Origin of the sequence: Martinezella multihospitum (assembly GCF_900094585.1) — a bacterium.
In the GTDB taxonomy this organism is placed as follows: Bacteria; Pseudomonadota; Alphaproteobacteria; order Rhizobiales; family Rhizobiaceae; genus Rhizobium; species Rhizobium multihospitium.
In genome coordinates, this window is sequence record NZ_FMAG01000003.1 from 491,544 (window position 1) to 516,236 (window position 24,693).

Annotated in this window: 26 protein-coding genes; 11 read left to right on the plus strand and 15 right to left on the minus strand. The window is 59.9% G+C overall.

Translation table 11 applies throughout. The annotated features are described in order from the left end of the window. The first annotated feature begins 219 nt into the window (after positions 1–219). Positions 220–921: a response regulator transcription factor CtrA gene (ctrA, locus tag GA0061103_RS14000; protein ID WP_069611718.1), complete on the plus strand. Its 702-nt coding sequence runs from the start codon at positions 220–222 to the stop codon at positions 919–921. A gap of 143 nt (positions 922–1,064) precedes the next feature. Here the strand turns inward: ctrA and GA0061103_RS14005 are convergent, their stop codons facing one another. Both GA0061103_RS14005 and chpT read right to left on the minus strand, forming a co-directional pair. Then, positions 1,065–1,427, minus strand: coding sequence for a response regulator (locus GA0061103_RS14005; protein ID WP_092712074.1), 363 nt, complete (start codon positions 1,425–1,427; stop codon positions 1,065–1,067). Between the two features lie 201 nt (positions 1,428–1,628). Next, complete coding sequence (gene chpT, locus GA0061103_RS14010) at positions 1,629–2,276, minus strand: histidine phosphotransferase ChpT (protein ID WP_092712075.1); 648 nt, start codon at positions 2,274–2,276, stop codon at positions 1,629–1,631. 301 nt (positions 2,277–2,577) lie between these two features. Between chpT and GA0061103_RS14015 the strand changes: the two genes are divergently transcribed. Continuing rightward, on the plus strand, positions 2,578–3,189 hold the full coding sequence (locus tag GA0061103_RS14015) for a DUF1134 domain-containing protein (protein ID WP_092712076.1): 612 nt from the start codon (positions 2,578–2,580) through the stop codon (positions 3,187–3,189). Positions 3,190–3,373: 184 nt separating this feature from the next. After that, positions 3,374–4,585 carry a coiled-coil domain-containing protein gene (locus GA0061103_RS14020; protein WP_092712077.1) on the plus strand — a complete coding sequence of 404 codons (1,212 nt, stop codon included), beginning with the start codon at positions 3,374–3,376 and terminating at the stop codon, positions 4,583–4,585. A 19-nt stretch (positions 4,586–4,604) separates the two neighbouring features. Here the strand turns inward: GA0061103_RS14020 and GA0061103_RS14025 are convergent, their stop codons facing one another. Both GA0061103_RS14025 and GA0061103_RS14030 read right to left on the minus strand, forming a co-directional pair. Further along, a complete protein-coding gene (locus GA0061103_RS14025) occupies positions 4,605–5,435 on the minus strand; it encodes a TrmH family RNA methyltransferase (RefSeq protein WP_092712078.1) in 831 nt (276 codons plus the stop codon). Positions 5,436–5,445: 10 nt separating this feature from the next. After that, the gene (locus GA0061103_RS14030) at positions 5,446–5,823 is read right to left on the minus strand and encodes a hypothetical protein (protein WP_092712079.1); all 378 of its coding nucleotides are present in this window, start codon (positions 5,821–5,823) and stop codon (positions 5,446–5,448) included. Positions 5,824–5,873: 50 nt separating this feature from the next. Between GA0061103_RS14030 and GA0061103_RS14035 the strand changes: the two genes are divergently transcribed. From GA0061103_RS14035 to rpoH, 4 genes are all read left to right on the plus strand, one after another. Then, entirely contained in the window at positions 5,874–6,899 is a 1,026-nt protein-coding gene (locus tag GA0061103_RS14035) for an RluA family pseudouridine synthase (protein ID WP_092712080.1), read from the plus strand. Positions 6,900–7,093: 194 nt separating this feature from the next. Continuing rightward, positions 7,094–7,648 (plus strand): hypothetical protein, encoded by a 555-nt coding sequence (locus tag GA0061103_RS14040; protein WP_092712081.1) that lies wholly within the window; start codon positions 7,094–7,096, stop codon positions 7,646–7,648. 36 nt (positions 7,649–7,684) lie between these two features. Then, positions 7,685–8,251: a hypothetical protein gene (locus GA0061103_RS14045; RefSeq protein ID WP_092712082.1), complete on the plus strand. Its 567-nt coding sequence runs from the start codon at positions 7,685–7,687 to the stop codon at positions 8,249–8,251. Positions 8,252–8,627: 376 nt separating this feature from the next. Continuing rightward, complete coding sequence (rpoH, locus tag GA0061103_RS14050) at positions 8,628–9,536, plus strand: RNA polymerase sigma factor RpoH (RefSeq protein WP_075851418.1); 909 nt, start codon at positions 8,628–8,630, stop codon at positions 9,534–9,536. 83 nt (positions 9,537–9,619) lie between these two features. Here the strand turns inward: rpoH and GA0061103_RS14055 are convergent, their stop codons facing one another. The 4 genes from GA0061103_RS14055 to GA0061103_RS14070 all read right to left on the minus strand — a co-directional run bounded on the left by GA0061103_RS14055 (position 9,620) and on the right by GA0061103_RS14070 (position 15,409). Next, positions 9,620–12,001, minus strand: a complete 2,382-nt coding sequence (locus tag GA0061103_RS14055; RefSeq protein ID WP_092712083.1) for a hypothetical protein — start codon at positions 11,999–12,001, stop codon at positions 9,620–9,622. Positions 12,002–12,062: 61 nt separating this feature from the next. Continuing rightward, positions 12,063–13,358 carry an adenylosuccinate synthase gene (locus tag GA0061103_RS14060; protein ID WP_092712084.1) on the minus strand — a complete coding sequence of 432 codons (1,296 nt, stop codon included), beginning with the start codon at positions 13,356–13,358 and terminating at the stop codon, positions 12,063–12,065. A gap of 204 nt (positions 13,359–13,562) precedes the next feature. Further along, on the minus strand, positions 13,563–14,360 hold the full coding sequence (locus GA0061103_RS14065; RefSeq protein WP_245304749.1) for a class I SAM-dependent methyltransferase: 798 nt from the start codon (positions 14,358–14,360) through the stop codon (positions 13,563–13,565). A 191-nt stretch (positions 14,361–14,551) separates the two neighbouring features. Then, positions 14,552–15,409 carry a GNAT family N-acetyltransferase gene (locus GA0061103_RS14070; protein WP_092712086.1) on the minus strand — a complete coding sequence of 286 codons (858 nt, stop codon included), beginning with the start codon at positions 15,407–15,409 and terminating at the stop codon, positions 14,552–14,554. A 327-nt stretch (positions 15,410–15,736) separates the two neighbouring features. On the opposite strand from GA0061103_RS14070, the gene GA0061103_RS14075 reads away from it, so the two are divergent. The 3 genes from GA0061103_RS14075 to GA0061103_RS14085 are packed head-to-tail and all read left to right on the plus strand — an operon-like array spanning position 15,737 to position 18,856. Further along, positions 15,737–17,059 (plus strand): UDP-glucose dehydrogenase family protein, encoded by a 1,323-nt coding sequence (locus GA0061103_RS14075; RefSeq protein WP_092712087.1) that lies wholly within the window; start codon positions 15,737–15,739, stop codon positions 17,057–17,059. 14 nt (positions 17,060–17,073) lie between these two features. Next, entirely contained in the window at positions 17,074–18,078 is a 1,005-nt protein-coding gene (locus GA0061103_RS14080) for an NAD-dependent epimerase (RefSeq protein WP_092712088.1), read from the plus strand. Positions 18,079–18,082: 4 nt separating this feature from the next. Further along, positions 18,083–18,856: an alpha/beta fold hydrolase gene (locus tag GA0061103_RS14085; RefSeq protein ID WP_092712089.1), complete on the plus strand. Its 774-nt coding sequence runs from the start codon at positions 18,083–18,085 to the stop codon at positions 18,854–18,856. 74 nt (positions 18,857–18,930) lie between these two features. Here GA0061103_RS14085 and GA0061103_RS14090 read toward each other — a convergent pair whose 3' ends face one another. The 5 genes from GA0061103_RS14090 to GA0061103_RS14110 all read right to left on the minus strand — a co-directional run bounded on the left by GA0061103_RS14090 (position 18,931) and on the right by GA0061103_RS14110 (position 22,354). Further along, positions 18,931–19,470: a flavin reductase gene (locus GA0061103_RS14090; RefSeq protein ID WP_092712090.1), complete on the minus strand. Its 540-nt coding sequence runs from the start codon at positions 19,468–19,470 to the stop codon at positions 18,931–18,933. 183 nt (positions 19,471–19,653) lie between these two features. Then, entirely contained in the window at positions 19,654–20,382 is a 729-nt protein-coding gene (locus tag GA0061103_RS14095; protein ID WP_092712091.1) for a class I SAM-dependent methyltransferase, read from the minus strand. A gap of 118 nt (positions 20,383–20,500) precedes the next feature. Continuing rightward, positions 20,501–21,007 carry a VOC family protein gene (locus GA0061103_RS14100; RefSeq protein WP_092712092.1) on the minus strand — a complete coding sequence of 169 codons (507 nt, stop codon included), beginning with the start codon at positions 21,005–21,007 and terminating at the stop codon, positions 20,501–20,503. Then, entirely contained in the window at positions 21,007–21,396 is a 390-nt protein-coding gene (locus tag GA0061103_RS14105) for a RidA family protein (protein ID WP_092712094.1), read from the minus strand. The genes GA0061103_RS14100 and GA0061103_RS14105 overlap by 1 nt, the downstream gene beginning before the upstream one ends. Before the next feature lie 61 nt (positions 21,397–21,457). Next, positions 21,458–22,354, minus strand: coding sequence for a DMT family transporter (locus GA0061103_RS14110; protein ID WP_092712096.1), 897 nt, complete (start codon positions 22,352–22,354; stop codon positions 21,458–21,460). A 243-nt stretch (positions 22,355–22,597) separates the two neighbouring features. Here GA0061103_RS14110 and GA0061103_RS14115 point away from each other — a divergent pair, with 243 nt between their 5' ends. Further along, positions 22,598–23,023 carry a hypothetical protein gene (locus tag GA0061103_RS14115; RefSeq protein ID WP_092712098.1) on the plus strand — a complete coding sequence of 142 codons (426 nt, stop codon included), beginning with the start codon at positions 22,598–22,600 and terminating at the stop codon, positions 23,021–23,023. Between the two features lie 51 nt (positions 23,024–23,074). Here GA0061103_RS14115 and GA0061103_RS14120 read toward each other — a convergent pair whose 3' ends face one another. Continuing rightward, the gene (locus tag GA0061103_RS14120; RefSeq protein WP_092712100.1) at positions 23,075–23,686 is read right to left on the minus strand and encodes an alpha/beta hydrolase; all 612 of its coding nucleotides are present in this window, start codon (positions 23,684–23,686) and stop codon (positions 23,075–23,077) included. A gap of 15 nt (positions 23,687–23,701) precedes the next feature. Beyond that, positions 23,702–24,634, minus strand: a complete 933-nt coding sequence (locus GA0061103_RS14125) for a VOC family protein (protein ID WP_092712102.1) — start codon at positions 24,632–24,634, stop codon at positions 23,702–23,704. Positions 24,635–24,693: the final 59 nt, after the last annotated feature.

Below are 24,693 nucleotides of genomic sequence, written 5' to 3' on the forward strand. Positions count from 1 at the left end.
CTTGGCGTTGGTTGTTAATGCGATACTTTAGGAGTCGATTTTACTGATTGTCGTTGGAAAACAGTGCAATGGAAAAATTATTTAATAAATTCGATACGACTTGCCAGAGTGAATCAGAATTTGTTAACCATTACATGGCAGCTTCCAAATCAAGCAGTGATTTGATCGGTATCGCGTTAAGGGGCTGACGACCTTTCGGCGGCGGTAAAGGGGACAATTATGCGGGTTCTACTCATTGAAGACGATAGCGCGACAGCGCAGAGCATCGAGCTGATGCTCAAATCCGAAAGTTTCAACGTCTACACCACCGATCTCGGTGAGGAAGGCGTCGATCTCGGAAAGCTCTACGACTACGACATCATCCTTCTCGATCTCAACCTTCCCGACATGTCCGGCTACGAAGTGCTGCGCACGCTGCGCCTTTCGAAGGTCAAGACGCCGATCCTCATCCTTTCCGGCATGGCCGGCATCGAGGACAAGGTTCGCGGCCTCGGCTTCGGCGCCGACGACTATATGACCAAGCCTTTCCACAAGGATGAGCTGGTCGCCCGCATTCACGCCATCGTCCGCCGTTCCAAGGGCCATGCCCAGTCGGTGATCATGACCGGCGAGCTCATCGTCAACCTCGACGCCAAGACCGTCGAAGTCGGCGGCCAGCGCGTGCATCTGACCGGTAAGGAATATCAGATGCTGGAGCTGCTCTCGCTGCGCAAGGGCACGACGCTCACCAAGGAAATGTTCCTCAACCACCTCTATGGTGGCATGGACGAGCCGGAACTGAAGATCATCGACGTCTTCATCTGCAAGCTCCGCAAGAAGCTGGCAAACGCCGCCGGCGGCGCCAACTATATCGAAACCGTCTGGGGCCGCGGCTATGTGCTGCGCGAGCCCGACAGCAGCGATTTCGCCGAAAGCGCCTGAGCCGCCTCCCCGCCCCAATCGCCGAACTTTCCAAATCCCGCCTTTCTGGCGGGATTTTTCTTTGAGCCTCCGCCAATGCAGGGCCAAAATAATAGCCGCCTCGAAAGGGCGGCTATTATTTGTTCCGATATGTCTCGGTGAAATCAGGCGGCCGCAGCGCGATTGCCGAATATGGCCGTCAGGATCTTGCGATCGAAGGGCTTCAGCAGAAAATCCGTCGCGCCCGCGCGCTTTCCGGCCATCAGCTTGCGAAGATCGGCCTCGATTACGCAGTAATAGATCTTCACATCTTTGCCATTGGGCATGGCGCGGATGCTGGTGATGAACTCAAGTGCCCCTTCCATACCGGCATCGACGATCAAATAGTCAGGCATTTCGGCCTGGCAGCGCATCAGCGCCTCGCGCGCGTCTCCGGCTTCGCTCACGAGAAAATCCAGCTCGGACAGGATTCGTTTGCCGACCTTGCGTACGACATCCGATGTATCCGTTATCATGAACCGCTGCATCTATGAGCTCCCTGGCATCAGCCGCCATCATCCGATGTCGGCTTCAAATTGAAACGATAGGAGCAGCAAGCTAAGGATTCGTTACCGCTACATTATCAATTGAGCGGACAACCCCAAGATTGCACGGAATTTTCAATGCACGAAAAAATAAACCCGCAGCCGACATTCGACTGCGGGCGAAAACGTCGATGGATCGACCTGCTATTGCGCAACCATGGTCGCCACGAAGGTCAGTTCCTCCGGCGTCGCATTGTAGGAAAGCTCCATGCCGCTCTCGTCGGCAAGAAGCACCGTGTAGTAAGGCTGGATCGAATGTGCATCGATCGCCTCCTCCAGCGTGCCGGAGCAAATCTCGGCAAATTTCGGTGGCACGCGCATCAGCCGCCCCTTGACGGCGATCGTGAACTTGGCGTCGAACTCCGGATTTTCGAGCGTCACGTCGATGTTGCCGCCGCGCGGAATGGCGCCATAGGCAACCAGGAAGAGATTGAGCAGCAGCTTCACGCGGTTCTTGGCGATGATCGCGCGCGGGCCGATCCAGTTGACCTCGGTCTTCTTCTCGGCGGCGGCGAAATCCTTGGCGGCACGCTCCGCCTCGCCGGTGTCGATCGACGCGCCAACCGAACCGGAGGCACCGAAGGCAAGACGCGCGAATTTCAGCCGGACGGAAGCGTTGAGCGCACTGGTGCGGATCAGGTCCATCGCATCGGCGTCGGCACCACCCTCGTCGAGCAGCTCCAGGCCATTGTTGATCGCCCCGACCGGCGAGATCACATCATGGCAGACGCGGCTGCACAGCAGCGCGGCCAGATCCGGTCCGGTCAGAGTGAGATTGGGATTTTTCGACATTCATTGTCTCCTGAATGCTGACAGGGCAAAGCGAGTAGTTCTACCTTGCCACGGTAAGGTTGCCCGAGGGTTTCGCAGCCAGTGTACCGCGCGCCATAATGACACCATATTTGGTAAACCGATTGTTAAGACCATCGACGCAAAATGCATTCATCACCATCAGACTTTTTCGCACGCGATTCGTCCTGCGAGAGATGGGCGGAATGGTCTGAAAATGGGGACGTGCCATGCGTGGCGCATTCAGGTGAATGCGTTGCCTATCCATCCCTGTTGCACCGACCATGATGAACGGAAGACTTCCATGCGCTATGAATTCCTGAAGAGAATGCCAAGCCCCGGCACCAGAACGCTCGGCCTCGGCCTGATTCTGGCCATTGTCGCATTCGTGAGTTTCGCGTTGCCGATCCGTCAGGCCGCTGCCGCGCCCACCAATCAGTATTCGGCACAGGAAATCGTCGATGCCGGCCACTCCTTCTTCGGCTCCACCAGCGGCGGCCTTGCCAAGGTGGTCGAGCGTGCCTTCCAGCAATATGGCCTGCCGAATGGCTACATCCTCGGCCAGGAAGGCTCTGGCGCGTTCCTGGCAGGCCTGACCTATGGCGAAGGCCAGCTCAACACCAAGAATGCTGGCGAGCATCCGCTCTACTGGCAGGGACCTTCGCTCGGCTTCGACTACGGCGGCCAGGGCACCCGCGTCATGATGCTGGTCTATGATCTGCCAAGCATCAACAGCGTCTATACCCGCTTCGGCGGTGTCAGTGGCCAGGCCTTCGTGGTTGCCGGCTTCGGCATGACGGTCCTGAAGAACAACAATATCGTCCTCGTTCCGATCCGCACCGGCCTTGGCGCACGCCTCGGCATCAACATGGGTTATCTGAAGGTCACGCCGAACCCGACCTGGAATCCTTTCTGATCCTGCTGATTATATCGTCTCCCAAGCAGCGCAGACTTGGCCCGCCGGATCGCGGGCCTTTTCTTTCCGTAAATTCGTCTCCCCGCCGATAAACCATATCCGCGTTAAACGCTTGCCCGCATGGCTAACCCATGATTAATCATTTTACCAAGATCGAACATAACTCCAGGATACTGGCTGCGTCGTGATTCAATTTGCTCTCTTGTTCGGATTGGGCTTTCTGACGGCCGCTCTACTGGTCTTTCTCATCGCGCCGGCAATCCATCGTCGCATCGTCTGGTTCACCGAGAAACGCCTGAAGGCGACCATGCCCTTGAGCCCGCAGGAAGTGCGCGCGCAGAAAGACATGGCCCGCGCCCTCTTCGCAGCCGAAAACGCGCGGACCGAACATGCCCTGACGCAGGAGCGTGACAAGACCGTCGCGCTGCAGATCCAGAATGGCAAGCTGCAACAGGAGGCGAGCCGCCTTTCTGCCGGAGGCGTAGAATTGCAGACACGCATCGACGATCTGGAGGTCGAAGCGGGTGAACTGCGCTCGCGCCTGCGTCACGAAGAAAGTTACATCAGCCAGCTGAAATCGAGCATCCACACCGCCGAGCAGGTCAGCGCCGAGAAGGAAGCCGATATCGACGGCTTGCGCAAACGGATGACGAAAATGGGCGCTGACGCCGACAATCTCAGGATCGATCTCGCAACGCGCGAAACCGAGATCGAGAGCCTGAAGCTGCGCATCAACACGTTGCGGGACGAGCGCGATACGCTGCGCCAGGATCTGAACGCGACAAGCCTGCGCGCCGCGGATGCCGAACAATCGCTACGTCAGGAAAACGACAAGAACAAGCGGCTCGAGGAACGCCTCAACCGCGAGATCGCCGGCAGCGCCGATAAGGAAACCGCGATCGAACGCCACGCCCAGGATGTCCTTCGCCTGAGGGAGCGGCTGGAGGCTGCCGTCAAGGAATCGAAAGAAGCCGGTAAGGCGTTGCGTGCCGCTGGCCTCACGCCGCCGAAAAAGCCGGCAAGAACGCCGAAACTCGCTGCCGCATCGATAATTGCAGGCAGCGCCGGTGAGCAAGGGACCACAACCGAGCCGCCGCAGGTGGCGGAACCGGAACGAACAGTGGAAGACGAAATCGCCCAGATGACGGAAGAGGTTCGCAACCGGGCAGCGGCCCTATCGGACCGCCTGCTGAAGGCCCGCACGCCAGCGCATGACGATGCCATGCGCGAGGAGATTGCCAAGATCGCCGCCAACATGGTGGCGCTGACGGCACTCAAGGAAGGCGACGGCTCGCCGATCTTCAATCTCCTGCCGAAGGATCGGGAGCCCGCCGAACCGGGCGCACGCATAAGCCTTGCCGACCGCGTCGCCGCCATACTGCCGAAGCATCCCTAAGCGCTGGGGTCCAACCTGCTCAGATGCGCCCGTTCCTCGCGGCCATCTCGAAAAGGGCGATTCCGCTTGCCGTCGCGACGTTGAGGCTATCCAATCCCGGCGCTTGCGGAATCCGCACACTGCCGAAGGCGGATAGAATACTTTCGGGCAGGCCATCCCCTTCCGTACCGACCACGAGCGCCATGCGCTCCGAAGCCGGGACATCGCGAATATCGACCGCACCCCGCGGCGAAAGGCTCCAGATCGCAAAGCCACGCCCGGCAAGCGCCGCAAGCAGCTGAACGCCGCTTGATTGCCGGCGATAGGGCAAGGTCAGGATCGAGCCGACCGAAACTCGCAGCGCCTTGCGATAGAGCGGATCGCAGCAGCTTTCGTCGAGCAGCACCGCAGCCGCGCCGAATGCCGCGGCATTGCGGAACATCGAGCCCATATTGTCATGATTGGAAATGCCGCAGCCGACGAGCACGAGCGCCTGCTTCGGGAGGCGGTCGAGAAGGCCGCTCATCCCGTCTTCAGCTGTTCTACGCCCCAGCGCCAGAACACCGCGATGGAGATGGAAGCCGACAATGCCGTCGAGCACCTCGGCTTCGGCGATATAGATCGGAACATCCGATGGGAAGGTATCGATGATGTCGCTCAAGCCGGCAACGCGATTTTTGAGCAGCAGCACTTTCTCAGCGAGGAAATCCCCGGCCGCCGCATGTGCGCCGGCAAGAAGCCGCAACACGACGGTCCCTTCCGCTATGAAGCGGTTCTCTCGACCTGTCAGATCGCGTTCACGGATATTGCGAAATCCGGCGATACGCGGATCGCCGGGATGCGTGATCTCGATGAGCCGCTCGCTCGTCATCGTCGGGCCGTCAGTTGGACAGCGATATGGTCGCCACGATGCGGCCAATACCGTAATCGAAGACGATTGCCTGGCGCTGGCCGCTGGCAAGCGTGCCATAAAACAGCACCTGGTTGCCAGACAGCGCCGTGGACTGCACCGTAAAACCTGCAGGCAGCAGAGCCGTCACTGCAACTGGAGCATCGGACGGGATGCCCGACGCCGCCTGCCCCGCAGGCTTTGCCGCCGGCTTCATCGTCTTGTAGACAACGGCGCCGAACACAGCCATAAGGCTCACCACCATGACGGCCGCAGAGACGATCTGCAGGCGGATCATCTTGCGTCGGACTTTCTCCAGGGCCGGATCGAGGGGCTTTTCCTCTTGATCGTCTGGCTCGAGATTCGTCATCGATGCGTCCTTGCTTCCTGAAAAGCGCGTTATGCGCTGGAGAAATACGTTTGAGCGACCCCTTTAAAGAAGCCGCGAGCAATAGAAAAGTCCTAACCGCCGACGAAAGTGCCGAAGGACGGCTCGATTCATGGCTGACGGCGGAGATCGGCGAGGAATTTTCCCGCAGCCGCGTACAGGCGCTGATCAAGGACGGCGCCGTTCTGCTCAACAATGCACCCGTCATAGATGCCAAGCGCAAGGTGCGCCCCGGTGACGTCTACGAGATCAGGCTGCCGGAGCCGGAGGACCCGACGCCGCAGGGTGAGGACATTCCGCTCGACGTGCTCTACGAGGACGACGATGTCATCGTCATCTCCAAGCCCGCCGGGCTGGTCGTCCATCCCGCAGCCGGCAATTGGACCGGGACACTGGTCAACGCCCTGATCCACCATTGCGGCAACAGCCTTTCCGGCATCGGCGGCGTCCGCCGCCCAGGCATCGTGCACCGGCTGGACAAGGATACAACCGGCGTCATGGTCATCGCCAAGAACGATGTCGCCCACCGGCACCTCTCCCAGCAGTTTGCCGATCATGGCCGCACGACCTCCCTGGAGCGTGCCTATCAGGCGATCGTCTGGGGTCGCCCCCGCCAGCTTGTCGGCACCATCGATGCCCCTCTCGGCCGGTCGAGCAGCGACCGCACGCGCCGCGCCGTCAAGCGCCCGGATTCGCAGGATGCCGACGAGGCGATCACGCATTACGAGGTGCTGGAGCGCTTCCATGAGATGCCGGACGCGACCGCCCTCGCCTCATTGATCGAGTGTCATCTCGAAACGGGCCGAACGCATCAGATCCGCGTGCACATGGCTCATATCGGCCACCCGCTGCTCGGCGACGCCGTTTACGGCGGTGGCTTCAAGACCAAGGCCAATCTCCTGCCGGAAGCCGCAAAACAAGCAGTCCATCGCTTCACGCGCCAGGCACTGCATGCCTATATGCTGCAGTTCGAGCATCCCCGTACCGGCGAGGTCATGCATTTTGAGGCGCCTTTGCCAGAGGACATGGAAGAACTGGCGGTGGTGCTCAGGGAGTAGAGGCAAGCGCAGCTCGCAGTTTCGATCGCTATCTGGCGGAGAGTGCTGCGCAGCAGCACCCTTGAAAACAGGCTGCACGCTTGTCCCCAATTCCGAGACTTCTCCCAGGTTGTACGAATCCGCCGTCGGTGGCATGCATCACAAGATGCGCGGGCGATAAAACTCCATGTGAAAGATATTCGACGGAGAAGGTGATGCGGTCAGTTCTTGCAGTTTTATTGATTGCCATTTTTGCGAATCCGGCAATGTCGGCGCAACATCTGGACGAGTTTCGGCAAGCGAAGGCGAAGTTTTATTTTCCGGTGTCGCCCGATATCATGCCGACCGCCGTTGCAAAGTTGCGCCGCGAGATGTTGATGGGATTGGTCACCAACAGTCGATGGACTTGGTTTGCATCCGACTCCCGCCGAAGTGCAGATCAGGAAGAGCTGGCAAAGAGTTGCCGCGACAATCCCGTCATTTTCACCAGATTGTCAGACTATTCATTTTCCGTTGAGAGCAATGCTGGGGGAAGGTCGGTAAAAGACGTCTACATAAGTGACAATGGAACGCAATATAATGTCAGGAAGGATTTCGAGACAGATATCAAGCTCTACAGCTCACTTGGTTATGAAACGCAGAGAGATTTTTTTCTCGCGAATACATTGCATAACGCAAATCAGGTGGTGACTGTTATCCAGCTTTCACAAAATGTCCTGATGACGATCAATGACGGTACGCCGTCGCTGTTAGCGCGCTGCGAACAATAGAATTGCCCGGATTATTGAGGCACCGCGGAGTGCATAATGTATAAATCATTGATTATATTTACACTTTTTCTGACCACGCCGAGCGTTGGGCAGACCTCGCCGTTGAAGGATGAGTTTGCCGCATCTCTGGAAATGGTCGTTCCCGCCCTTTCGGATCGAGCCCATTTGACGATTGGGGAAGCAGGCAAAGTAGATTCAAACCGGAACGATCGACTGCTTGATCAGATCCAGGGCACATGGACTATCCTGGATATGATCAGCCTGGACAACGAGGACGCCATCGCGAAATCCTGCAGGAACGTTCCCGTTAGGTTCCAGAAAGTAAACGGCTATACCGCATCCAAGTCCATAACACTTGGAAAATCTACATATGAGTTCAGGTATATATTCAGGAAGGGAATTTCCTATCATATCAGAACGGACATTGACGCGCTGATTGCAAATAACCACCAAAAAGACAATCCGCCATCAAAGGACTTGGATGTATTCGACCGGCAATATTTGGAAACCGCGAATCAGGTGGCAAACCTTCTGCTGGTCAGCCCCAATGTCCTGCTTGAAGTCGTTAATGGAAACGAGCGCCTATACGGTCGTTGCGAATAAAGGCACGATGGCTTCCTTCTTTTGTCCAACTGGACGACCGGCGCCTACCGCCCTATAATACCCATCATGAAGGACCGAAGTCCGAGTGCCTGTGCTGACCGAAAACGCGACCGCGTTTGGGAGGTCGATATGGCCACGCCACATGGCGCCGGACGATTCGGGAGGATGATCCCAAGGGCGATGTTCCGGCGAGACCTGCGGTCACGCTGCTATAACACTTGCGTGACCGCATCCTTGAATCACCGTTTCGCCGTACTTATCTTTACATTGGTTGAGTGCGGGGTCCCCGGACCCGTACCGCCTTGGTCCGCTTCGCAGAAGGCGCGCAAATACGCCCCCAGAAGGAACCAAATCTCGAATAGGAGGGTGCACAATCATGGCCCGTAATACCTTACCGTCCATCGCTGCCGGCGAAGCCGGCCTCAATCGTTATCTCGACGAGATCCGCAAGTTCCCGATGCTGGAACCGCAGGAAGAGTACATGCTCGCCAAGCGTTATGCGGAACATGCCGACCGTCAGGCTGCGCATAGGCTCGTCACCAGCCATCTGCGCCTCGTGGCGAAGATCGCCATGGGTTATCGCGGCTATGGCCTGCCGATCGGCGAAGTCGTGTCGGAAGGCAATGTCGGCCTGATGCAGGCTGTAAAGAAGTTCGACCCGGAACGCGGTTTCCGTTTAGCAACATATGCCATGTGGTGGATCAAGGCCTCGATCCAGGAATACATCCTGCGTTCGTGGTCGCTGGTGAAGATGGGCACGACCGCCAACCAGAAGCGCCTGTTCTTCAACCTGCGCCGCCTGAAAGGCCGCATCCAGGCCATCGATGACGGCGATCTGAAGCCCGAGCATGTCACCGAGATCGCCACCAAGCTGAACGTCTCGGAAGAAGAGGTCGTATCGATGAACCGCCGCCTGTCGGGCGACGCTTCACTGAACGCGCCGATCAAGGCTTCCGAAGGCGATTCCGGCCAGTGGCAGGATTGGCTTGTCGATGACCATGACAGCCAGGAAGACGTGCTGATCGAACAGGACGAGCTCGACACGCGCCGCCGCATGCTGGCGCGCGCCATGGGCGTTCTGAACGACCGCGAACGCCGCATCTTCGAGGCACGCCGCCTCGCCGAAGAGCCGGTGACGCTGGAGGACCTGTCGTCCGAGTTCGACATCAGCCGCGAACGCGTGCGCCAGATCGAGGTTCGCGCCTTCGAAAAGGTTCAGGAAGCCGTCCAGAAGGATGCGCTCGAACGCGCCAAGGCGCTGCGTGTCGTCGAAGCGACCGCGTAACGCCCGCTGCTCAGAATATTTGACCGATAAAAGAAAGGCGGGCCTAAAGCTCGCCTTTTGCATGTCATCGATGTCCGGTTGGTTTACTGACCGCTCGAGGCAACGCCGCCGAGCGCCTGCCATTCCGCAATCGCCTTGTTGAAGGCATCCGTGCCGGTCGGACCCTTTTCCATGGTCAGAAGCGCGCGACGGCCGTTGCGATAGACCACCGGAATATCGATCCAGTTACGGTTCTTCAAAAGGTCGAGATTGGTCTTGCGCGCATCCGGGAAATCGTTGAGCGCGACCATGTAGACATCGTCGGTCACTTTGGCCGGAACTGCGATCAGGGCATCGCCACGATCCTGCTCGGTCGCCTTCAATGCGACGCGCTGGACGTTGTCGATCGCGCCGCCTTCGAAATTCGGCGGCACCTGGAAGGCAAGCTCGATCAGATGGCTCGCCGGAAGCGAGGAGTCCGAATTCCGCGAGACCGTGATCGTTGCGGTCAGGCCGCGATCAGGAACGCTGATGAGGCCCTGCACCGAAGGCTCCGGCCGGCCGTCAGCCCCTTTGCCTTCCTGAAGCGACCAGGTGACCGTGCCCTGGAAAGCCGTTGGCGACGTCTGGCCGAGGCGCTCCTCATAGAGGAAAACCTTCTGTCCGTCGGTTGCCGGAGCTGTCTGCTGCGTCACAGGTGGCGGCTGGTTAGCGGTCGCCTGTTGCTGCTGGTTGGCAGCAGGTGCCTGCTGATCCGTCGAGGCGGATGGCGTATTCGGCGCGACGGCTGCGGGCGCCTGGGTCTGCGGAGCAGCCGTGCCGGCATTGTTGGCCGCCGACGGCGCAGCCGCGGCGGCAGGTGCTGCAGAGGCAACATTCTGCTCGGCTACCGACTTGCCTTCCACGACGCCGGGCTGCCCGTTCGGAGCCGGCCCTTCGTCTTCTTCCGTGCCGTTTGCCAGAAGACGCTGTGTGAACTTCGTATTGACCGTATTCGGGTCGCTGCCCAAAGCCGCAACATCCGTGTTGCCGGCGCCTGCCGGCTGCTGAGCGGCCGTATTGGTCTGCTGTGGTGCAGCCGCCTGCTGGGCAGGAGCCGCAGCGTTGCCGTTGCTCGGTGCATTGCTGCTTGCCGTATCCGAAGCCGCGGGGGTCGCCGCATTCTTCGGAGCGGAACTGACGAGCTTCGTCACCATGTTGTTGAGCGCATCGCGGTTCAGCCAGGCTGCATAACCGCCGCCTCCGACGACCGCGAGGCCGACGAGCGTGACGATGATACCGGTGACATTGATACGACGGCGCTTCGGCTCCATGCGGAAGCTGCGGCCCTGTAGCTTCGCCGCCATCGCCTGGTCGAGATCGGGCGGAACAGCAGAGCCGCCGCCTCGTTCGTCTTCAGCACGCTTGTCGAAACCCGCAAGCTCCTTGAGCTCGCGCCAGCCGTCATTGGCCGCATCGGCCTCGGACGCCGGCTTCCTGGACGGATGTACATCCGCAAAGAGATCGACATCGTCGAAGGCATTTTCCGGCATTTGCCGAGCCGGCTGTTGTGCCGGCTTGGGAGCAGCCGATGCGGGCCGCATTTCCTCAAAGACATCCGCGTCCCAGGCAAAGCCGGTGTTGGTGGCTGCCGCCTTCGCGTTGACGGGTCCTTCGACAGGCTGGCCGAAGGGTGCTTCCGCAAAAGCCGCGGCCGGCATGACCGGCTCGTCGTAGCGGGAAGCGGTCGGCTCGGGCGCGGCATGAGAAGCCGGTGCATCCACCTCCGCCCAGATCTGCTCGACCTGGCTTATGACATCGTCAGCCGGCGGCACACGCGGCGCGGGGGCAGGCTCAGCAGCGACTGCCGGCGCCTCTTCCGCATAATGCTGGGGCTCGTTCCCGTGACCCTTCGGCTCTTCGTGATAAACCGGCTCAAGAGTCGGCTCCTCGTGAACTTCGGCATGATGTTCGACGCCGGCATGTTCGACGGCCGGAGCATAAGGCTCCTCTTCGTGATGCGGTTCCCGCCATTCCTCTGCCGGCTGATGCTCATGCACATGATCCGGCTCGGCAGGTGCGGCCGGTTCCTCATAGGCATGTTGTTCGTGCTCGGCTTGCGCGGCACTGGGTTCTTCAGGAGCGTGCGCCTCGGCGGGAGCCGGTGCAGGCTCTTCCGCATGCGGCTCCGCGTGTACTTCCTCAACCGCATGACGGTCCTGAGCGGGCTCGGCAGCGGCCTCTTCGTGCGGCACGGGCGCTTCGGCAGCCGGCGGCTCCTCGCCGCCCGGCAAGGCCTCTGCATGTTCGGCCTCGACCTCGACGATCGCAGCCTCAAGCTTGTCGAGCTGGCGGCGCAGCATTTCCTCGGGCGGGCGCGGCTTCATGCTCTCGAGCTGCCGTTGCACGGCACCACGAGCTCGATCGTAAACCTTGACCCGCATCTCGGGAGTATTGTCCGTCAGGCCGTCAACGGCCCGTCGAATAACTGCTACAAAATCCGCCATCAGTACTTTCTCATGATGCCCGGTGTGCAGCCGGGCCGGGATTCGTCATAGATACGCAACTTTAGCCCTCAAAGGGGTCCGTCACAAGTATGGTGTCCTCGCGCTCCGGACTGGTCGAAAGCAGCGCCACCGGCGCACCGATCAGCTCTTCCACCTGGCGGACATACTTGATCGCCTGCGCCGGCAAATCTGCCCATTTGCGGGCACCTACGGTCGATTCCTTCCAACCCTCGAGCGTGATGTAGATCGGCTCGACGCGGGCCTGCGCTGCCTGGCTTGCCGGCAGATAATCGATTTCCTTGCCGTCGAGCTTGTAGCCGACGCAAATCTTCAGCTCGTCCAAGCCATCGAGGACGTCGAGCTTGGTGAGCGCGATGCCTGTGATCCCCGAGGTCTTTACCGTCTGACGCACCAGCACGGCATCGAACCAGCCGCAACGGCGCGGACGGCCGGTATTGACGCCCACTTCGCGGCCGACCGTCGACAGGTGCTTGCCGATCTCGTCATGCAGTTCGCAGGGGAACGGCCCCTCGCCGACGCGGGTCGTATAGGCCTTGGTGATCCCAAGCACATAGCCGAGCGCCGTCGGACCGAGGCCCGAACCGGCGGCTGCCTGGCCGGCAACGGTGTTGGAGGACGTTACGAAGGGATAGGTGCCGTGGTCGTTGTCGAGAAGCGCACCCTGCGCACCTTCGAAGAGGATGCGGGCGCCGGCCTTGCGCTGCTCGTCGAGCAGACGCCAGACCTGATCGATATAGGGAAGGATATGCTCTGCAACGGAAGTCAGTTCATGGTGCAGGGCATCGAAGGAGATTTCATCGACGCCCATGCCGCGCCGGAGCGCATTGTGATGCGTCAGCAACCGGTCGATCTTGGCCGGCAGCGTTTCCGGCTCGGCAAGGTCAATGACGCGAATGGCGCGGCGGCCGACCTTGTCTTCATAGGCTGGGCCGATGCCGCGGCGCGTGGTGCCGATCTTCGTGCCGCTATTGGAAGCAGCATCTTCGCGCATGGCATCCAGATCGCGATGCAGCGACAGGATCAAGGGCGCGTTCTCGGCGATGCGAAGCACGTCAGGCGTAACGGCAACACCCTGGGCGCGCAGCTTCTCCACTTCGGCGACGAAGTGGTGGGGATCTACGACGACGCCGTTGCCGATGACACTGAGCTTGCCGCGCACGAGGCCGGAGGGCAGCAGTGCGAGTTTGTAGCTGACGCCATCGACGACAAGCGTATGACCGGCATTGTGGCCGCCCTGAAAGCGTACAATCACATCGGCGCGTTCCGAAAGCCAGTCGACAATCTTGCCCTTGCCTTCGTCACCCCATTGCGAGCCGATCACTACAACATTCGTCATTTATCCATTCCCGCTTCCTGCGCGCGGCGGCGCGCCTTGCTCAAACCCGCGCATCTATAAAGCTTTGTTTTTGGGAAAGCGACCCTGTTGTCTCAGGAGATTCGGCTTTTTGCATGACGAATCAGCGCCTCCAACAGGAATTTTCCCGGCTATCGGCCAGACAGGGCCTCCAGATTGCCCTTATCTGGCCGATGGCCTTGCCTGTCAAAGGCCCGGCTTGTGAGCGACGACATGGAAATATTCGTGCTCTGACGACGCCACCGCACCGACCGGCTTGCCATCGAGATCGAGCAGCAGCACCGGCATGGCAAAGCCGGCATCGGCCAGTTGCGACTGGACTTGCGCCGGCGTCGTCGCATAGACCATCACGCCAAAATCATGGGCGCCATGCAGCAGGATCGCATGTTCGCCATCTCGCTCTTCGAGCGGCCTGAGCCGACGCTGGCGCAGCGTGCCGGAAATGCGGCCCTCGACATAGCGCAGGGTTCGCAGACCGAGCCGCACCGGATTGGACGTCCATTCCAGCCGACGATAGTCGACGCGATGATCGAAGCCGCGCCAGCCGCGATGGAATGTCGAAAAGACGAAAGCGCCACCCGAAACAAGAACGCGTGCCACCTCGTTCAGGATGGCTAGCCTCCCTGCCGCATCGACGGAATCGATGCCGTTATAGCTGAAGACGACCATATCGAAACTGGCATCTCGGAATGCGGAAAGATCGCGTGCATCCCTATGCTCGAACCGAAGGTCTGGATAGCTCTTTCGGCAGAGCGCGACCATCTCCGGCGTGTAATCGATGCCTATGTAGTCGCTTGCGAAATCTCGCAAGAGCTGCGCGGTGCGGCCCCCGCCGACACCGATATCGAGAATGCGTCCCCTGCCCGTCTGCGGGGCAGCGATAGCAAAGGCGGCGCGCTCGCCTTCGTTGAGATAGCCGCTGCTGCGGCGATAGTCGCGCAAGGCCCAGGGATTACGCCAGGTCTGCCGGTTAATACTTTCCATGACATGCATTGCCGACTCCAACAGAAATGAACAATCATTGTTCAACTTCCCCTTGGCGCCCCCGCAGGACTTATATAGCGGCCGGGTCGAAGAAGCAGCCCGTTAAGGTTGATTAACCCTCCGACGGGACCGTTATTCGTTTGTTAACGTTAATGTGGCGGTCTTGCTCCCGGCCGTGGGATGAGCCGGACCTAGCCGAGTTCGAGCGTGGTGACACCGAACACACGATCGAGCGGGATTTCCGGCGCCTTGCCGCAATACATGCGCGCCGTCTCGAACACCGGAGACAGGCCGCAATCTTCCGCAAGCCTGATTGCCTGGACATTATCGACCGGTACATCAAGATAGACCGGAGCGCCCTTGGTCTTTGCCAGCAGCTTGCTCATCAACGCAAGCGCGACCTCCGGCTTGTTGGCGAACAGCGGACCGATCTTGTAACCCTCGAAACAGCGGCGGATCGTGCCATAGCCGCGAACCCTGCTGCCACCACCGACGATAAAGGAGGCACGCCTCTCGGGAGAGCCGCACCATGCGCGAATGAAGGAATGACGCAGGCCGGGGAAGATTTCCGCATCATAGTGCACCAGCCCATCAAGCTTGCCATCTGCGACGGGCACCACCTGCTTTGCCTGCTGTTCGTCCACCTCGGGCACTTTGGGGATGCCACCGTAACGGAGTGTCCGATAGGCCGTCTCGAAGCCGTGACGCCGGTAGTTTTCCTGCTGTGCGACGACCCCATCCAGCCCGATAATGCGATTGCCGGCAAGCATCATGCCCTTGTTCCAGAGCTGCTTGCCGTATCCTCGCCCACGAAGCTCCGGATGCAGTATGTAAAGGCCAAGAAAGGCGAAAGCCTCACCATAACGAACGACGGATATGCAACCGACAGGCACCTCGCCGATGGCGCCGATCAGAAAACCGGCCGGGTCTGCCTCCCAGAAGGCGAGCGCATCGTCAATACCGGGATTCCACCCTTCTTGCCGAGCCCACTCCAGAGCAAGCTCCAGCTCGCCAGCCCGCATTGTCCGCACGGCAAAAGTCGATTTCATGCAATAGTCCCGAACCGCCCACTACACCGCCGCCCCGCAGAGCGACCGCGCCCAATTCATCATGTGGCAACATGCTACCAATCACAAGTAATAGGCAATCATAAGCTTAAAGTACAAAGGCTTCGTTTCACTTGAGAAACGAGGCAAACGTGCCAATAGCACAACAGGAAAACCAACAAGCTTTTGTGACACTTCTGTCGCAATTCTCCTAAACCGGGCATCGCATATAGGCGTCACCCGCGATCCTGTGTATAAGCGCAGACGATCGCCCATGCCGACTTTGCGTTTCGACGCGAAGCCTGGCGCCAGCAAAAGGATTGAAATTTCATGCGCATCACGATGATCGGCTCGGGTTATGTGGGGCTCGTGTCAGGTGTTTGCTTTGCCGATTTCGGCCATGATGTCATTTGCGTCGACAAGGATACCAGCAAGATCGAGGCGCTGCGGCGCGGCGAAATACCGATCTTCGAGCCGGGCCTCGAGCAGCTCGTGGCAGACAATGTCCGCGCCGGCCGTCTCTCCTTCACGACGGAAGTGGAGGCGAGCGTTGCTGCAAGCGACGTCGTCTTCATCGCGGTCGGCACCCCTTCGCGACGCGGCGACGGCCATGCCGACCTCTCCTATGTCTATGCTGCCGCCCGCGAGATTGCCGAGCATGTCAAGGGCTTCACTGTCATCGTCACCAAATCGACCGTACCGGTCGGCACCGGTGACGAAGTGGAGCGCATCGTGCGCGAAACCAATCCGGATGCCGATGTCGCCATCGTTTCCAATCCGGAATTCCTGCGCGAAGGTGCCGCGATCGAGGACTTCAAGCGTCCTGACCGTATCGTCATCGGCCTCAATGACGAGCGCGCCCGCGGCGTCATGACCGAAGTCTATCGGCCGCTCTACCTCAACCAGGCGCCGCTGCTCTTCACCTCCCGCCGCACGTCCGAGCTGATCAAATACGCTGCCAACGCCTTCCTCGCCATGAAGATCACCTTCATCAACGAGATGGCCGATCTCTGTGAGAAGGTAGGCGCGAATGTGCAGGAAGTCTCACGCGGAATCGGCCTCGACGGCCGCATCGGCTCGAAGTTCCTGCATGCCGGCCCAGGTTATGGCGGCTCCTGCTTCCCGAAGGATACGCTGGCGCTCGCCAAGACGGCGCAGGATTACGACAGCCCCGTGCGCCTGATCGAAACCACCGTATCGATCAACGACAACCGCAAGCGTGCCATGGGCCGCAAGGTGATCGCGGCCATGGGCGGCGATATCAGGGGCAAGGCGATCGCCGTTCTCGGTCTCACCTTCAAGCCGAACACCGACGACATGCGCGACAGCCCGGCGATCTCGATCATCCAGACGCTGCAGGATGCCGGCGCCACCGTGACGGGCTACGACCCCGAAGGCATGGACAATGCCCGGCAGGTGATCGACAACATCGCCTATGCCGAGGATGCCTATGGTGCTGCCCGCGACGCCGACGCGCTCGTCATCGTGACGGAATGGAACCAGTTCCGCGCACTGGACTTTGCCCGGCTGAAATCCGTCATGAAGGCACCGGTCCTCGTCGACCTCAGAAACATCTACCGCCATGACGAGGTCACAAAGCACGGCTTCGCCTATACGAGCGTCGGCAGACCCTCCAGCGACGCAACATTGTAAGTAAGGGCGGAACCATGCGTTATCTCATCACCGGCACTGCCGGCTTCATCGGATTCCATCTTGCCAAGCGCCTGCTCGACGAAGGTCATTTCGTCGTCGGCTTCGACGGCATGACGCCCTATTACGACGTCAGGCTCAAGGAAAAGCGCACCGCCATCCTCGCCCGCTCCAACGGCTTCAAGGCCGTGACGGGCATGCTGGAGGACAAGCCCGCCCTGGATCATGCAGCCGAACTCGCCGAGCCCGATGTGATCGTCCATCTCGCCGCCCAGGCCGGCGTGCGCTACAGCCTCGAAAACCCGCGTTCCTATGTCGATTCCAACCTCGTCGGTTCGTTCAACATTCTGGAGCTGGCAAGAAACTTGCAGCCGAAACACCTGCTCTTGGCGTCAACCTCGTCCGTCTACGGCGCCAACGAAAAGATCCCCTTTGCCGAAAGCGACAAGGCCGACGAGCAGATGACGATCTATGCGGCGACCAAGAAGAGCATGGAGCTGATGGCGCACAGCTACGCCCATCTCTTCAACATACCGACGACAGCCTTCCGTTTCTTCACGGTCTACGGCCCCTGGGGCCGCCCGGACATGGCCCTGTTCAAATTCGTCGACGCCATCAAGAACGACAGGCCGATCGAGATCTATGGCGAAGGCAAGATGAGCCGTGATTTCACCTATATCGACGATCTCGTCGAGGGCATCGTCAGGCTGATCGGCGTCGTACCGTCGGAAGAAAACCGGGTCGTGTCGGACACGGTCATCGACACTCTCTCGAAGAATGCCCCGTTCCGCATCGTCAATATCGGCGGCGGTCAGCCCGTCGGGCTGATGACCTTCGTTGAGACAATCGAGACGATGCTCGGCAAGAAGGCGATCCGCAAGATGCTGCCGATGCAGCCCGGGGACGTCCACAACACCTATGCCGTGCCGGACCTCTTGGTAGCGCTGACGGGCTTCAAGCCGCAGATCGAAGTCGATGAAGGCGTGCGCCGCTTTGTCGAGTGGTATCAGGAAAACTACTAAAGCAATGGCAGAGATCGCGGAAACGGACCATTGGATCGAGAGCCCTGGCGGGCGCCTCTATGCCAAATCATGGACGCCAATCGTCCTGAGGTCGCAGCAACCAATCATCCTGTTTCACGACTCCCTCGGATGCGTCACGCTCTGGCGGGATTTCCCGGAGCAACTCGCCCGTTCCCTCGGTCGTCGTGTCATCGCCTATGATCGGCTGGGCTTCGGTCGGTCCGATGCCCGCAACGATCTTCTGACGCAGGATTTCATTGCATCGGAGGCCGAACATTTCGTGTCGCTTCTTTGCGAGCAGTTGGCCATTCGGGACTTCGTCGCCTGCGGACACAGCGTCGGCGGCGGCATGGCGGCGGAGACGGGGGCAAGGTTTGGCGAACGCTGCCGTGCCGTCATCACCATCGCCGCGCAGGCCTTCGTGGAGGAGCGGACCCTGCAGGGCATCCGGATCGCGCAGCAGGAATTCAAATCGGCCGAAACCTTCGCCCGGCTCGCCAAATATCACGGCAGCAAGGCCGATTGGGTGCTGCACGCCTGGATCGACACCTGGCTCGCCCCGGAGCGAGCCGGATGGACCCTCGATCCGGCCCTTGAAAAGCTCCATTGCCCGGTGCTCGCCATTCACGGAGACCGCGACGAATATGGCTCCGAAGCCCATCCGCGCCGGATCGCCGCCGGGCGTGGTCCGGTCTATATCATGCCGGATACCGGGCATGTGCCGCACCGCGAGCACCCTGCTCTGGTCTTAAAGGCGATCGAAGACTTTCTGGCGTGAACAGTCCTGTTCGCCGCAAGACGACGAAGACCTTGGCAGCGTGGATAATTTCGGAAAAGGCTTAGACAGCAGGCCTATTCAGCCTGACCAGCAGGATGATAGGCCCGGTCGAAATAGATGAGCCCCTGGCCGTTGTCGCGTTGGCGGATAGCATCGACCTCGCAAAGCAGGATCTCATGCGTTCCGCCATCGGCCTGACGGACGATGCGACAATCGAACGAGACGAGAGCATCTTCCAGCACCGGAGCGCCGGTCGAGAGTTCGGACCATGCGGCCGCAGCAAAGCGCTCGGCCACCGGCGTCTTGCCGCCGAAGAGCCGCGACAGCTCCTGATGCGCTTCCGACAAAACATTGACGCAGAGCACGCCGTTTTGCGTGACGGCCGGGTGAACCGAAGCGCCGCGATTGAGGCAGACAAGCAAGGTCGGCGGGCTGTCCGTGACGCTGCAGACAGCGGTCGCCGCAAAGCCGGCAAGCCCGGCCGCGCCATTGGTCGTGACGATATTCACGGCTGCTGCCATTCGCGCCATGGCATTGCGAAACTCGGTGCGTGCAATATCGGGATCGGCGACGGGTACCGCCTTCTCGATTGCCACGGAGGTTTTCATGTTCATCGCACTGTCCCCTAATTCGCGCCAGTCATCGCACACTATCGATGCGGAGAATGCGCCTCAAGAAACGACATTTTGCAGAACCGGCCGTTCGCGAGCAATTAATTTTCTATAAAATCTATCAACAAAAAGAAAAATGGACCGATCGCTGGATTCGAAGCTGCCGCGTCATGCTAAAGCAACCCCTCAGGTCCGGGTGGAGATCAGCAAAAACATCGGCCGCTCGCGCTCGATTGCCCAATCGGGATGCGCGGCAAGGTCGTCATCGTTCGGCGACCATTCTTCGACATGCGCGATGGTGAAACCGGACTTGATCAAGAGGTTGAGCGTCGTGCCCATCGTGCGATGCTGCTTGACGACACCTTCGGCGAGCCAGTTCGTCACTCGCGGCCCTTCGATCTGATAGGCGCTGAGCGGCCAGACCTTGCCACCCTCGGCATCATCGAGCCATTCCGGTCTCCGCGGCGCCATATAGATCGGATGCTCAATCGAAAAGATCAGCCGGCCACCCGGTTTGAGTGCTTGCCGGATCGTGGCCAACAGGCCAGCGAAACCCTCGATATAGTGGAAGGCGAGCGAGCTGTAGACGAGATCGAAGCTCGCTTTCGGAAGCTGAAGTTTCTCGAGGTCGACCTGATCGTAGCGAACCCGCGCATCCGCCGTTTCCGCACGCGCACGTTCCAGCATTTTTTCCGAGACATCGAGCCCCAATACGCTGGCGGCCCCCTGCTCGGCCGCCCAACGGCAGAACCAGCCGAAACCGCAGCCGAGATCGGCGATATCGAGACCCTTCAGGTCAGGCATCAAGGCGCGGATGGCCGGCCATTCGGCGGCACCCGCCAGCCCGTCTACGGATCGTTGCAGGCGGCTATAGCCTTCGAAGAAACCCGGATCGTCGTAGATATTTTGTGTCATGCTCGTCTTCCATGCCTCTGTACGGCCTGGAATTGACCGTATCACTCATGTCTCCTCCGCATAGACCATCAGGAGCTCGACGAAAAGGCGGCTGTGAGAGAGGTTGGGTCAGTATCGATCAAGCCGCCGGTTTCGGCCGCGACAGCCATTGCGAATAGGGCTTCACGCCGAAACCCGGATCGGCCGCCTCTTCAAGCACATGGATGAACTCAATCGAATGCCCGTCTGGATCTGAGAAATATTGCGAGACGGCCGGCATCCAACCGGCGACGACCGGCTCATCAAGCGGTTCGCCATGGAAACCCTTCGGCTGAATGCCATGAGCCTTCAATGCAGCAGCGCAGCCGAGTACATCAGCGAGAGAGGTTCTGAACGCAATATGGAGGCGCATCTTGAGGGGAGAGCTGCCCGTTTCCCAAAGACCGAGCATACCCATCCGCTTATCGTCGATCCAAAGGAAGGCAACATTCCTGCTCTCGATGATGGTTGCAAACTCCAGCTTCAAGATGTCACGATAGAATGCGATCGAGCGCTGGAGGTCGGCGACCGTCAGATGGGTCTCGTAAAGCCCCAGAATGCGGGGGATCGACGGATCGGCCGGACGCTCGGGATGACCGATCGTCATCACATCACCTTCGCCGCCGTGACCTCGACCTCGACCAGAAATTCGGAGCGGGTAAACCCGCCAACGATCAGCAATGTAGAAACCGGTTTGGGATCCTGAATATAGCGGTCGCGCACGGCCATATACGCAGGAAAATCCTCGCGCGTGGTGACGAATCCGGCAATGCGGATGACATCGGCAAAGCTCATGCCGGCCTCATCGAGGATGGCATTGATCGCTTGGAAACATAGTTCGGCCTGGGCCGTGACGTCATGCGGGATGCGGTCGTCGAGACCGATTCCGAGCTGGCCTGAGGTGACGAGAAGGCTGGCACCCGGCGGCACCAGCAGACCGTGATTGTAATTGCCGAAAGGGCGGCGGACAGATGCGGGATTGAAGACCTTTTTCATCGATTCCGACTCCTGATGACTAAGCCGATTTCAGCATTTTGAGATGAAAGGGGCAAGACGGTCAGTGCGTCCGTGTCGATGTCACTACCCGATTTCGCCGTACTTCCAACAGGATATGTCCGAAAAGCGCAGCAAGCACGATCGGCCCGCCGATGAGCGTCGCCGTCGAAGGGCGCTCGGCAAAGATCATCCAGACCCACAGCGGCGTCAGCGGCACTTCGAGCGCAGTCAGCAGGGCGGCATCCGAGGCCGGCACCAGCCGCGAACCGAAGGTGTAGAGGCTTAGGCCCATGGCATTCTGGATGATGCCGAAAGCGATGATCAGACCGAGATCCTGGCCGGAGATCGAAAGCGGCGAGGCGAACCAGAAGGTCACGAAGGAGCAGAGCCAGGCGGAAAGCGCCATTGCGGGCAGCATCGGCACGTTGCGATGTTGGCGCATGACCACCGCAAGGGCGGCGACCGTCAGTGTCATGATGGCGGCGAGTCCCTTGCCGAGCCAACTGCCGCCATCGCTCCCATGCCCGGAAAGCATGACGAGCACGCCAATGAAGGCGACGCCGCTGGCAATCAGCGTCCTCATATTGGGGCGCTCGCCGATGAAAAGAAAGGCGACGCCGGCCGTGACGAAAGGCACGGTCGCATAAATGACCATGGCATCCGCAACCGAGGTATAATAAATCGAACCGATACCGCTGATCATGGATGCGGTGGAAAAGATCGTCGCCGCCAGCGACGGGCCGCGCATGGAACGCAATATGCGAAAGGCGTTGCGGCGCTCGATATAGAAAAATAGCGCGAAGACGCCAAAGCCGGAGACGATTCCACGGCAAAACAGAATGGTCATCAGATCGGCATGGATTGCGCGCACGAACAGGCCGGACGTCGACCAGGCGAGCGCTGAGAGCGCCACGTAAATCACGCCGAGCCTGTACTGCTGCTGTTCCGCCAGCGTCACGACGAATCCTCCACCCCGTAGCGGCAGAGCATTAGCCGGCGGCAATGGCGCCCACAAGCAAAGCTTGCGCCGTTGCGTGTCGCGGATACCGGAAGATGACAAGGGTTGCAGGAAGGCCACGCCCCTTCCGGCTGGCAACCGGGAGACGCCTACCTACCCATTGGTATTGGCTGGATCATATTGATCTTGAACATATTTGTGATCGCTCTACGGTTCTGGCGGTCTGCGTCGAAGGAGAATCAGTTGCGCCTGCTGTCAGCCACTTTGTTTGCCTGCGGCTGCGTCAGTCTGGTCGACGGCCCGATGTGGCCGCCGGCGCAAACCTATGTCGACAAGACCGTGCAATGCAGCCAGAGCAGCAATCCGGCCCGCTGCGAGCATACCCGCGATAGCTGGAAGGCCGATTACGAGGAAGCCATAGCAGGTGGATACCGAGCGCAGAAACATGTCGCTCTATGCCTGAGCACAGGCTGCGATCAGGCAATCCAGCCTGACAAGATGCTCGGTTGCGCCTGGCGCATGGTCATTGCCGAAGCAAGGCATGCCCAACCAGACAGCATGGATTTTGCCAATCTCAACCGCTTCTGCGGAACCGATTATGTCGACCAGCGGGGAAAACTCGCAGCCGCCTCGCAAGCAAAAGCGATGGCAGGTCTAATCGGCAAATAGCAGGCCGCGCATCAGAGGTCTTCTGCCACGCGGCCCGTTTTTTCGCAGGTTCTAGGCGTAAGGCGCAAGGAAACCGCGGATTGCCTCGATCTCATTCGGCCTGATGTCGTGGCCGCCCGGATGCCATTCGAGCGTGACGTCGGCACTCTGCCGCGCGAAATAATCGGCCAGCGCCTTGGTCACCGGAGCCGGCGCGATCGGGTCACGCTCGCCTGTCGTGATCAGCACGCGCTTCCCTTCCAGCCTTGAATTATCCTTGGGCTGGAACGGGATCAGCGGGTGCATCAGCACGGCCGCATCAAAGAGATCGCCATGCTCGATCAGCACGTTGGCAAGAATATTGGCGCCGTTGGAGAAGCCAAGGCCAAGCACCTGCGACGCACCGTGCTCAGCCGCCAGTTCCGAGACATAGCTCGCCATCTTTTCCGTGGCACGGGCAAGATCGGCCATGTCGTAGACCCCCTCACCCATACGGCGGAAGAAACGCGCCGCGCCATATTCGGAGACATCGCCGCGCGGCGAGACGATAGTTGCATCCGGTAGCAGGCGGCTCGCGAAATCGAAAAACTGGTTCTCATCGCCGCCGGTGCCATGGAAGGTGAAGAAGATCGGCTTCCCGGATGCACCGGCACGCAGCCGGTGCACATAAGTCGTATCGGTCATGATTTCTCTCCTGGATTAGCCTTCCAGCGGTTCGAGATGCTGCTCGATCAGACCGCGCAGATGCGCATGCTGTTCCGGCAGTTTCAGCGCCTCGCCGAGGTGGGCCGTATCCTCGTCACGGTTGAAACCGGGTTCGTTGGTGGCGACTTCGAACAGCACGCCGCCTGGCGTACGGAAGTAGATCGCCCAGAAGTAATCGCGGTCGATAACCGGCGTCACCTGATAGCCCGTGTCCATCAGCGCCTTGCGCACTTCGAGCTGCTTCGCGCGGTTCTCGACGGCGAAGGCGACATGGTGGACGGAGCCGGCGCCCGGAAGCGCGCGGTTGATGTTCGGCATGGTTTCGAGGTCGACATAGTCGGCGCCGTTGCCGCCGGGAATGGCAAGCCGCTTGACGCCTTCATGCGTGTCGACGACCTCGTAGCCCATATACTTCAGCAGCTCGGCCGTAGCGCCCTCGTCCCGCAGCCGCATGGCGACGGAATGGAAGCCGCGGATGGCATGCTCGGCATCGACGCCGTTATGGGTCCAGGGCAGACGGTTGTCGTCCTTCACCTCGACAAGCGCAAAGCCATCGCCATCCGGGCCGGAAAAATGCAGGCGCTTCTGGCCGAAAGATTCATCGGCCTTCAGGCCTTCGACACCGCGCTGACCGAGCCGCTCGGTCCAGTAGCCGATGGAGCCTTCCGGAACGGAGTAGACCGTATTGCCGACTTCACCAGTGCCCGGACGGCCGCGTGCCATCTTCGGGAACGGGAAATAGGTCATGATCGTGCCGGGCGTGCCGATCTCGTCACCATAGTAGAGGTGATAGACATCGGGCGCGTCGAAGTTGACGGTCTTCTTGACGCGGCGCAGGCCGAGCGTATCCGTGAAGAACTTGTTGTTGGTCCGGGCGTCTTCCGCCATCGAGGTAACGTGGTGAAGACCTTTGATCTGGTTAAGCATCTTAAACCCCTTTGCTCGCCTGCACCGACAGGCGTTTCTCATGGGCGGAAGATGGTCTT

Excerpts from the sequence above, each read along its gene's own strand:
- GA0061103_RS14005 (WP_092712074.1), bottom strand. The coding sequence starts at position 1,427 with ATGCAGCGGTTCATGATAACGGATACATCGGATGTCGTACGCAAGGTC.
- GA0061103_RS14070 (WP_092712086.1), bottom strand. The coding sequence starts at position 15,409 with ATGAAATCGACTTTTGCCGTGCGGACAATGCGGGCTGGCGAGCTGGAG.
- GA0061103_RS14125 (WP_092712102.1), bottom strand. The coding sequence starts at position 24,634 with ATGCTTAACCAGATCAAAGGTCTTCACCACGTTACCTCGATGGCGGAA.
- GA0061103_RS14040 (WP_092712081.1), top strand. The coding sequence starts at position 7,094 with ATGCGGTCAGTTCTTGCAGTTTTATTGATTGCCATTTTTGCGAATCCG.
- GA0061103_RS14075 (WP_092712087.1), top strand. The coding sequence starts at position 15,737 with ATGCGCATCACGATGATCGGCTCGGGTTATGTGGGGCTCGTGTCAGGT.
- GA0061103_RS14045 (WP_092712082.1), top strand. The coding sequence starts at position 7,685 with ATGTATAAATCATTGATTATATTTACACTTTTTCTGACCACGCCGAGC.
- GA0061103_RS14060 (WP_092712084.1), bottom strand. The coding sequence starts at position 13,358 with ATGACGAATGTTGTAGTGATCGGCTCGCAATGGGGTGACGAAGGCAAG.
- GA0061103_RS14120 (WP_092712100.1), bottom strand. The coding sequence starts at position 23,686 with ATGACCGATACGACTTATGTGCACCGGCTGCGTGCCGGTGCATCCGGG.
- chpT (WP_092712075.1), bottom strand. The coding sequence starts at position 2,276 with ATGTCGAAAAATCCCAATCTCACTCTGACCGGACCGGATCTGGCCGCG.
- ctrA (WP_069611718.1), top strand. The coding sequence starts at position 220 with ATGCGGGTTCTACTCATTGAAGACGATAGCGCGACAGCGCAGAGCATC.
- GA0061103_RS14025 (WP_092712078.1), bottom strand. The coding sequence starts at position 5,435 with ATGACGAGCGAGCGGCTCATCGAGATCACGCATCCCGGCGATCCGCGT.
- GA0061103_RS14065 (WP_245304749.1), bottom strand. The coding sequence starts at position 14,360 with ATGGAAAGTATTAACCGGCAGACCTGGCGTAATCCCTGGGCCTTGCGC.
- GA0061103_RS14090 (WP_092712090.1), bottom strand. The coding sequence starts at position 19,470 with ATGAACATGAAAACCTCCGTGGCAATCGAGAAGGCGGTACCCGTCGCC.
- GA0061103_RS14030 (WP_092712079.1), bottom strand. The coding sequence starts at position 5,823 with ATGACGAATCTCGAGCCAGACGATCAAGAGGAAAAGCCCCTCGATCCG.
- GA0061103_RS14100 (WP_092712092.1), bottom strand. The coding sequence starts at position 21,007 with ATGACGATCGGTCATCCCGAGCGTCCGGCCGATCCGTCGATCCCCCGC.
- GA0061103_RS14085 (WP_092712089.1), top strand. The coding sequence starts at position 18,083 with ATGGCAGAGATCGCGGAAACGGACCATTGGATCGAGAGCCCTGGCGGG.
- GA0061103_RS14095 (WP_092712091.1), bottom strand. The coding sequence starts at position 20,382 with ATGACACAAAATATCTACGACGATCCGGGTTTCTTCGAAGGCTATAGC.
- GA0061103_RS14105 (WP_092712094.1), bottom strand. The coding sequence starts at position 21,396 with ATGAAAAAGGTCTTCAATCCCGCATCTGTCCGCCGCCCTTTCGGCAAT.
- GA0061103_RS14080 (WP_092712088.1), top strand. The coding sequence starts at position 17,074 with ATGCGTTATCTCATCACCGGCACTGCCGGCTTCATCGGATTCCATCTT.
- GA0061103_RS14055 (WP_092712083.1), bottom strand. The coding sequence starts at position 12,001 with ATGGCGGATTTTGTAGCAGTTATTCGACGGGCCGTTGACGGCCTGACG.
- GA0061103_RS14015 (WP_092712076.1), top strand. The coding sequence starts at position 2,578 with ATGCGCTATGAATTCCTGAAGAGAATGCCAAGCCCCGGCACCAGAACG.
- rpoH (WP_075851418.1), top strand. The coding sequence starts at position 8,628 with ATGGCCCGTAATACCTTACCGTCCATCGCTGCCGGCGAAGCCGGCCTC.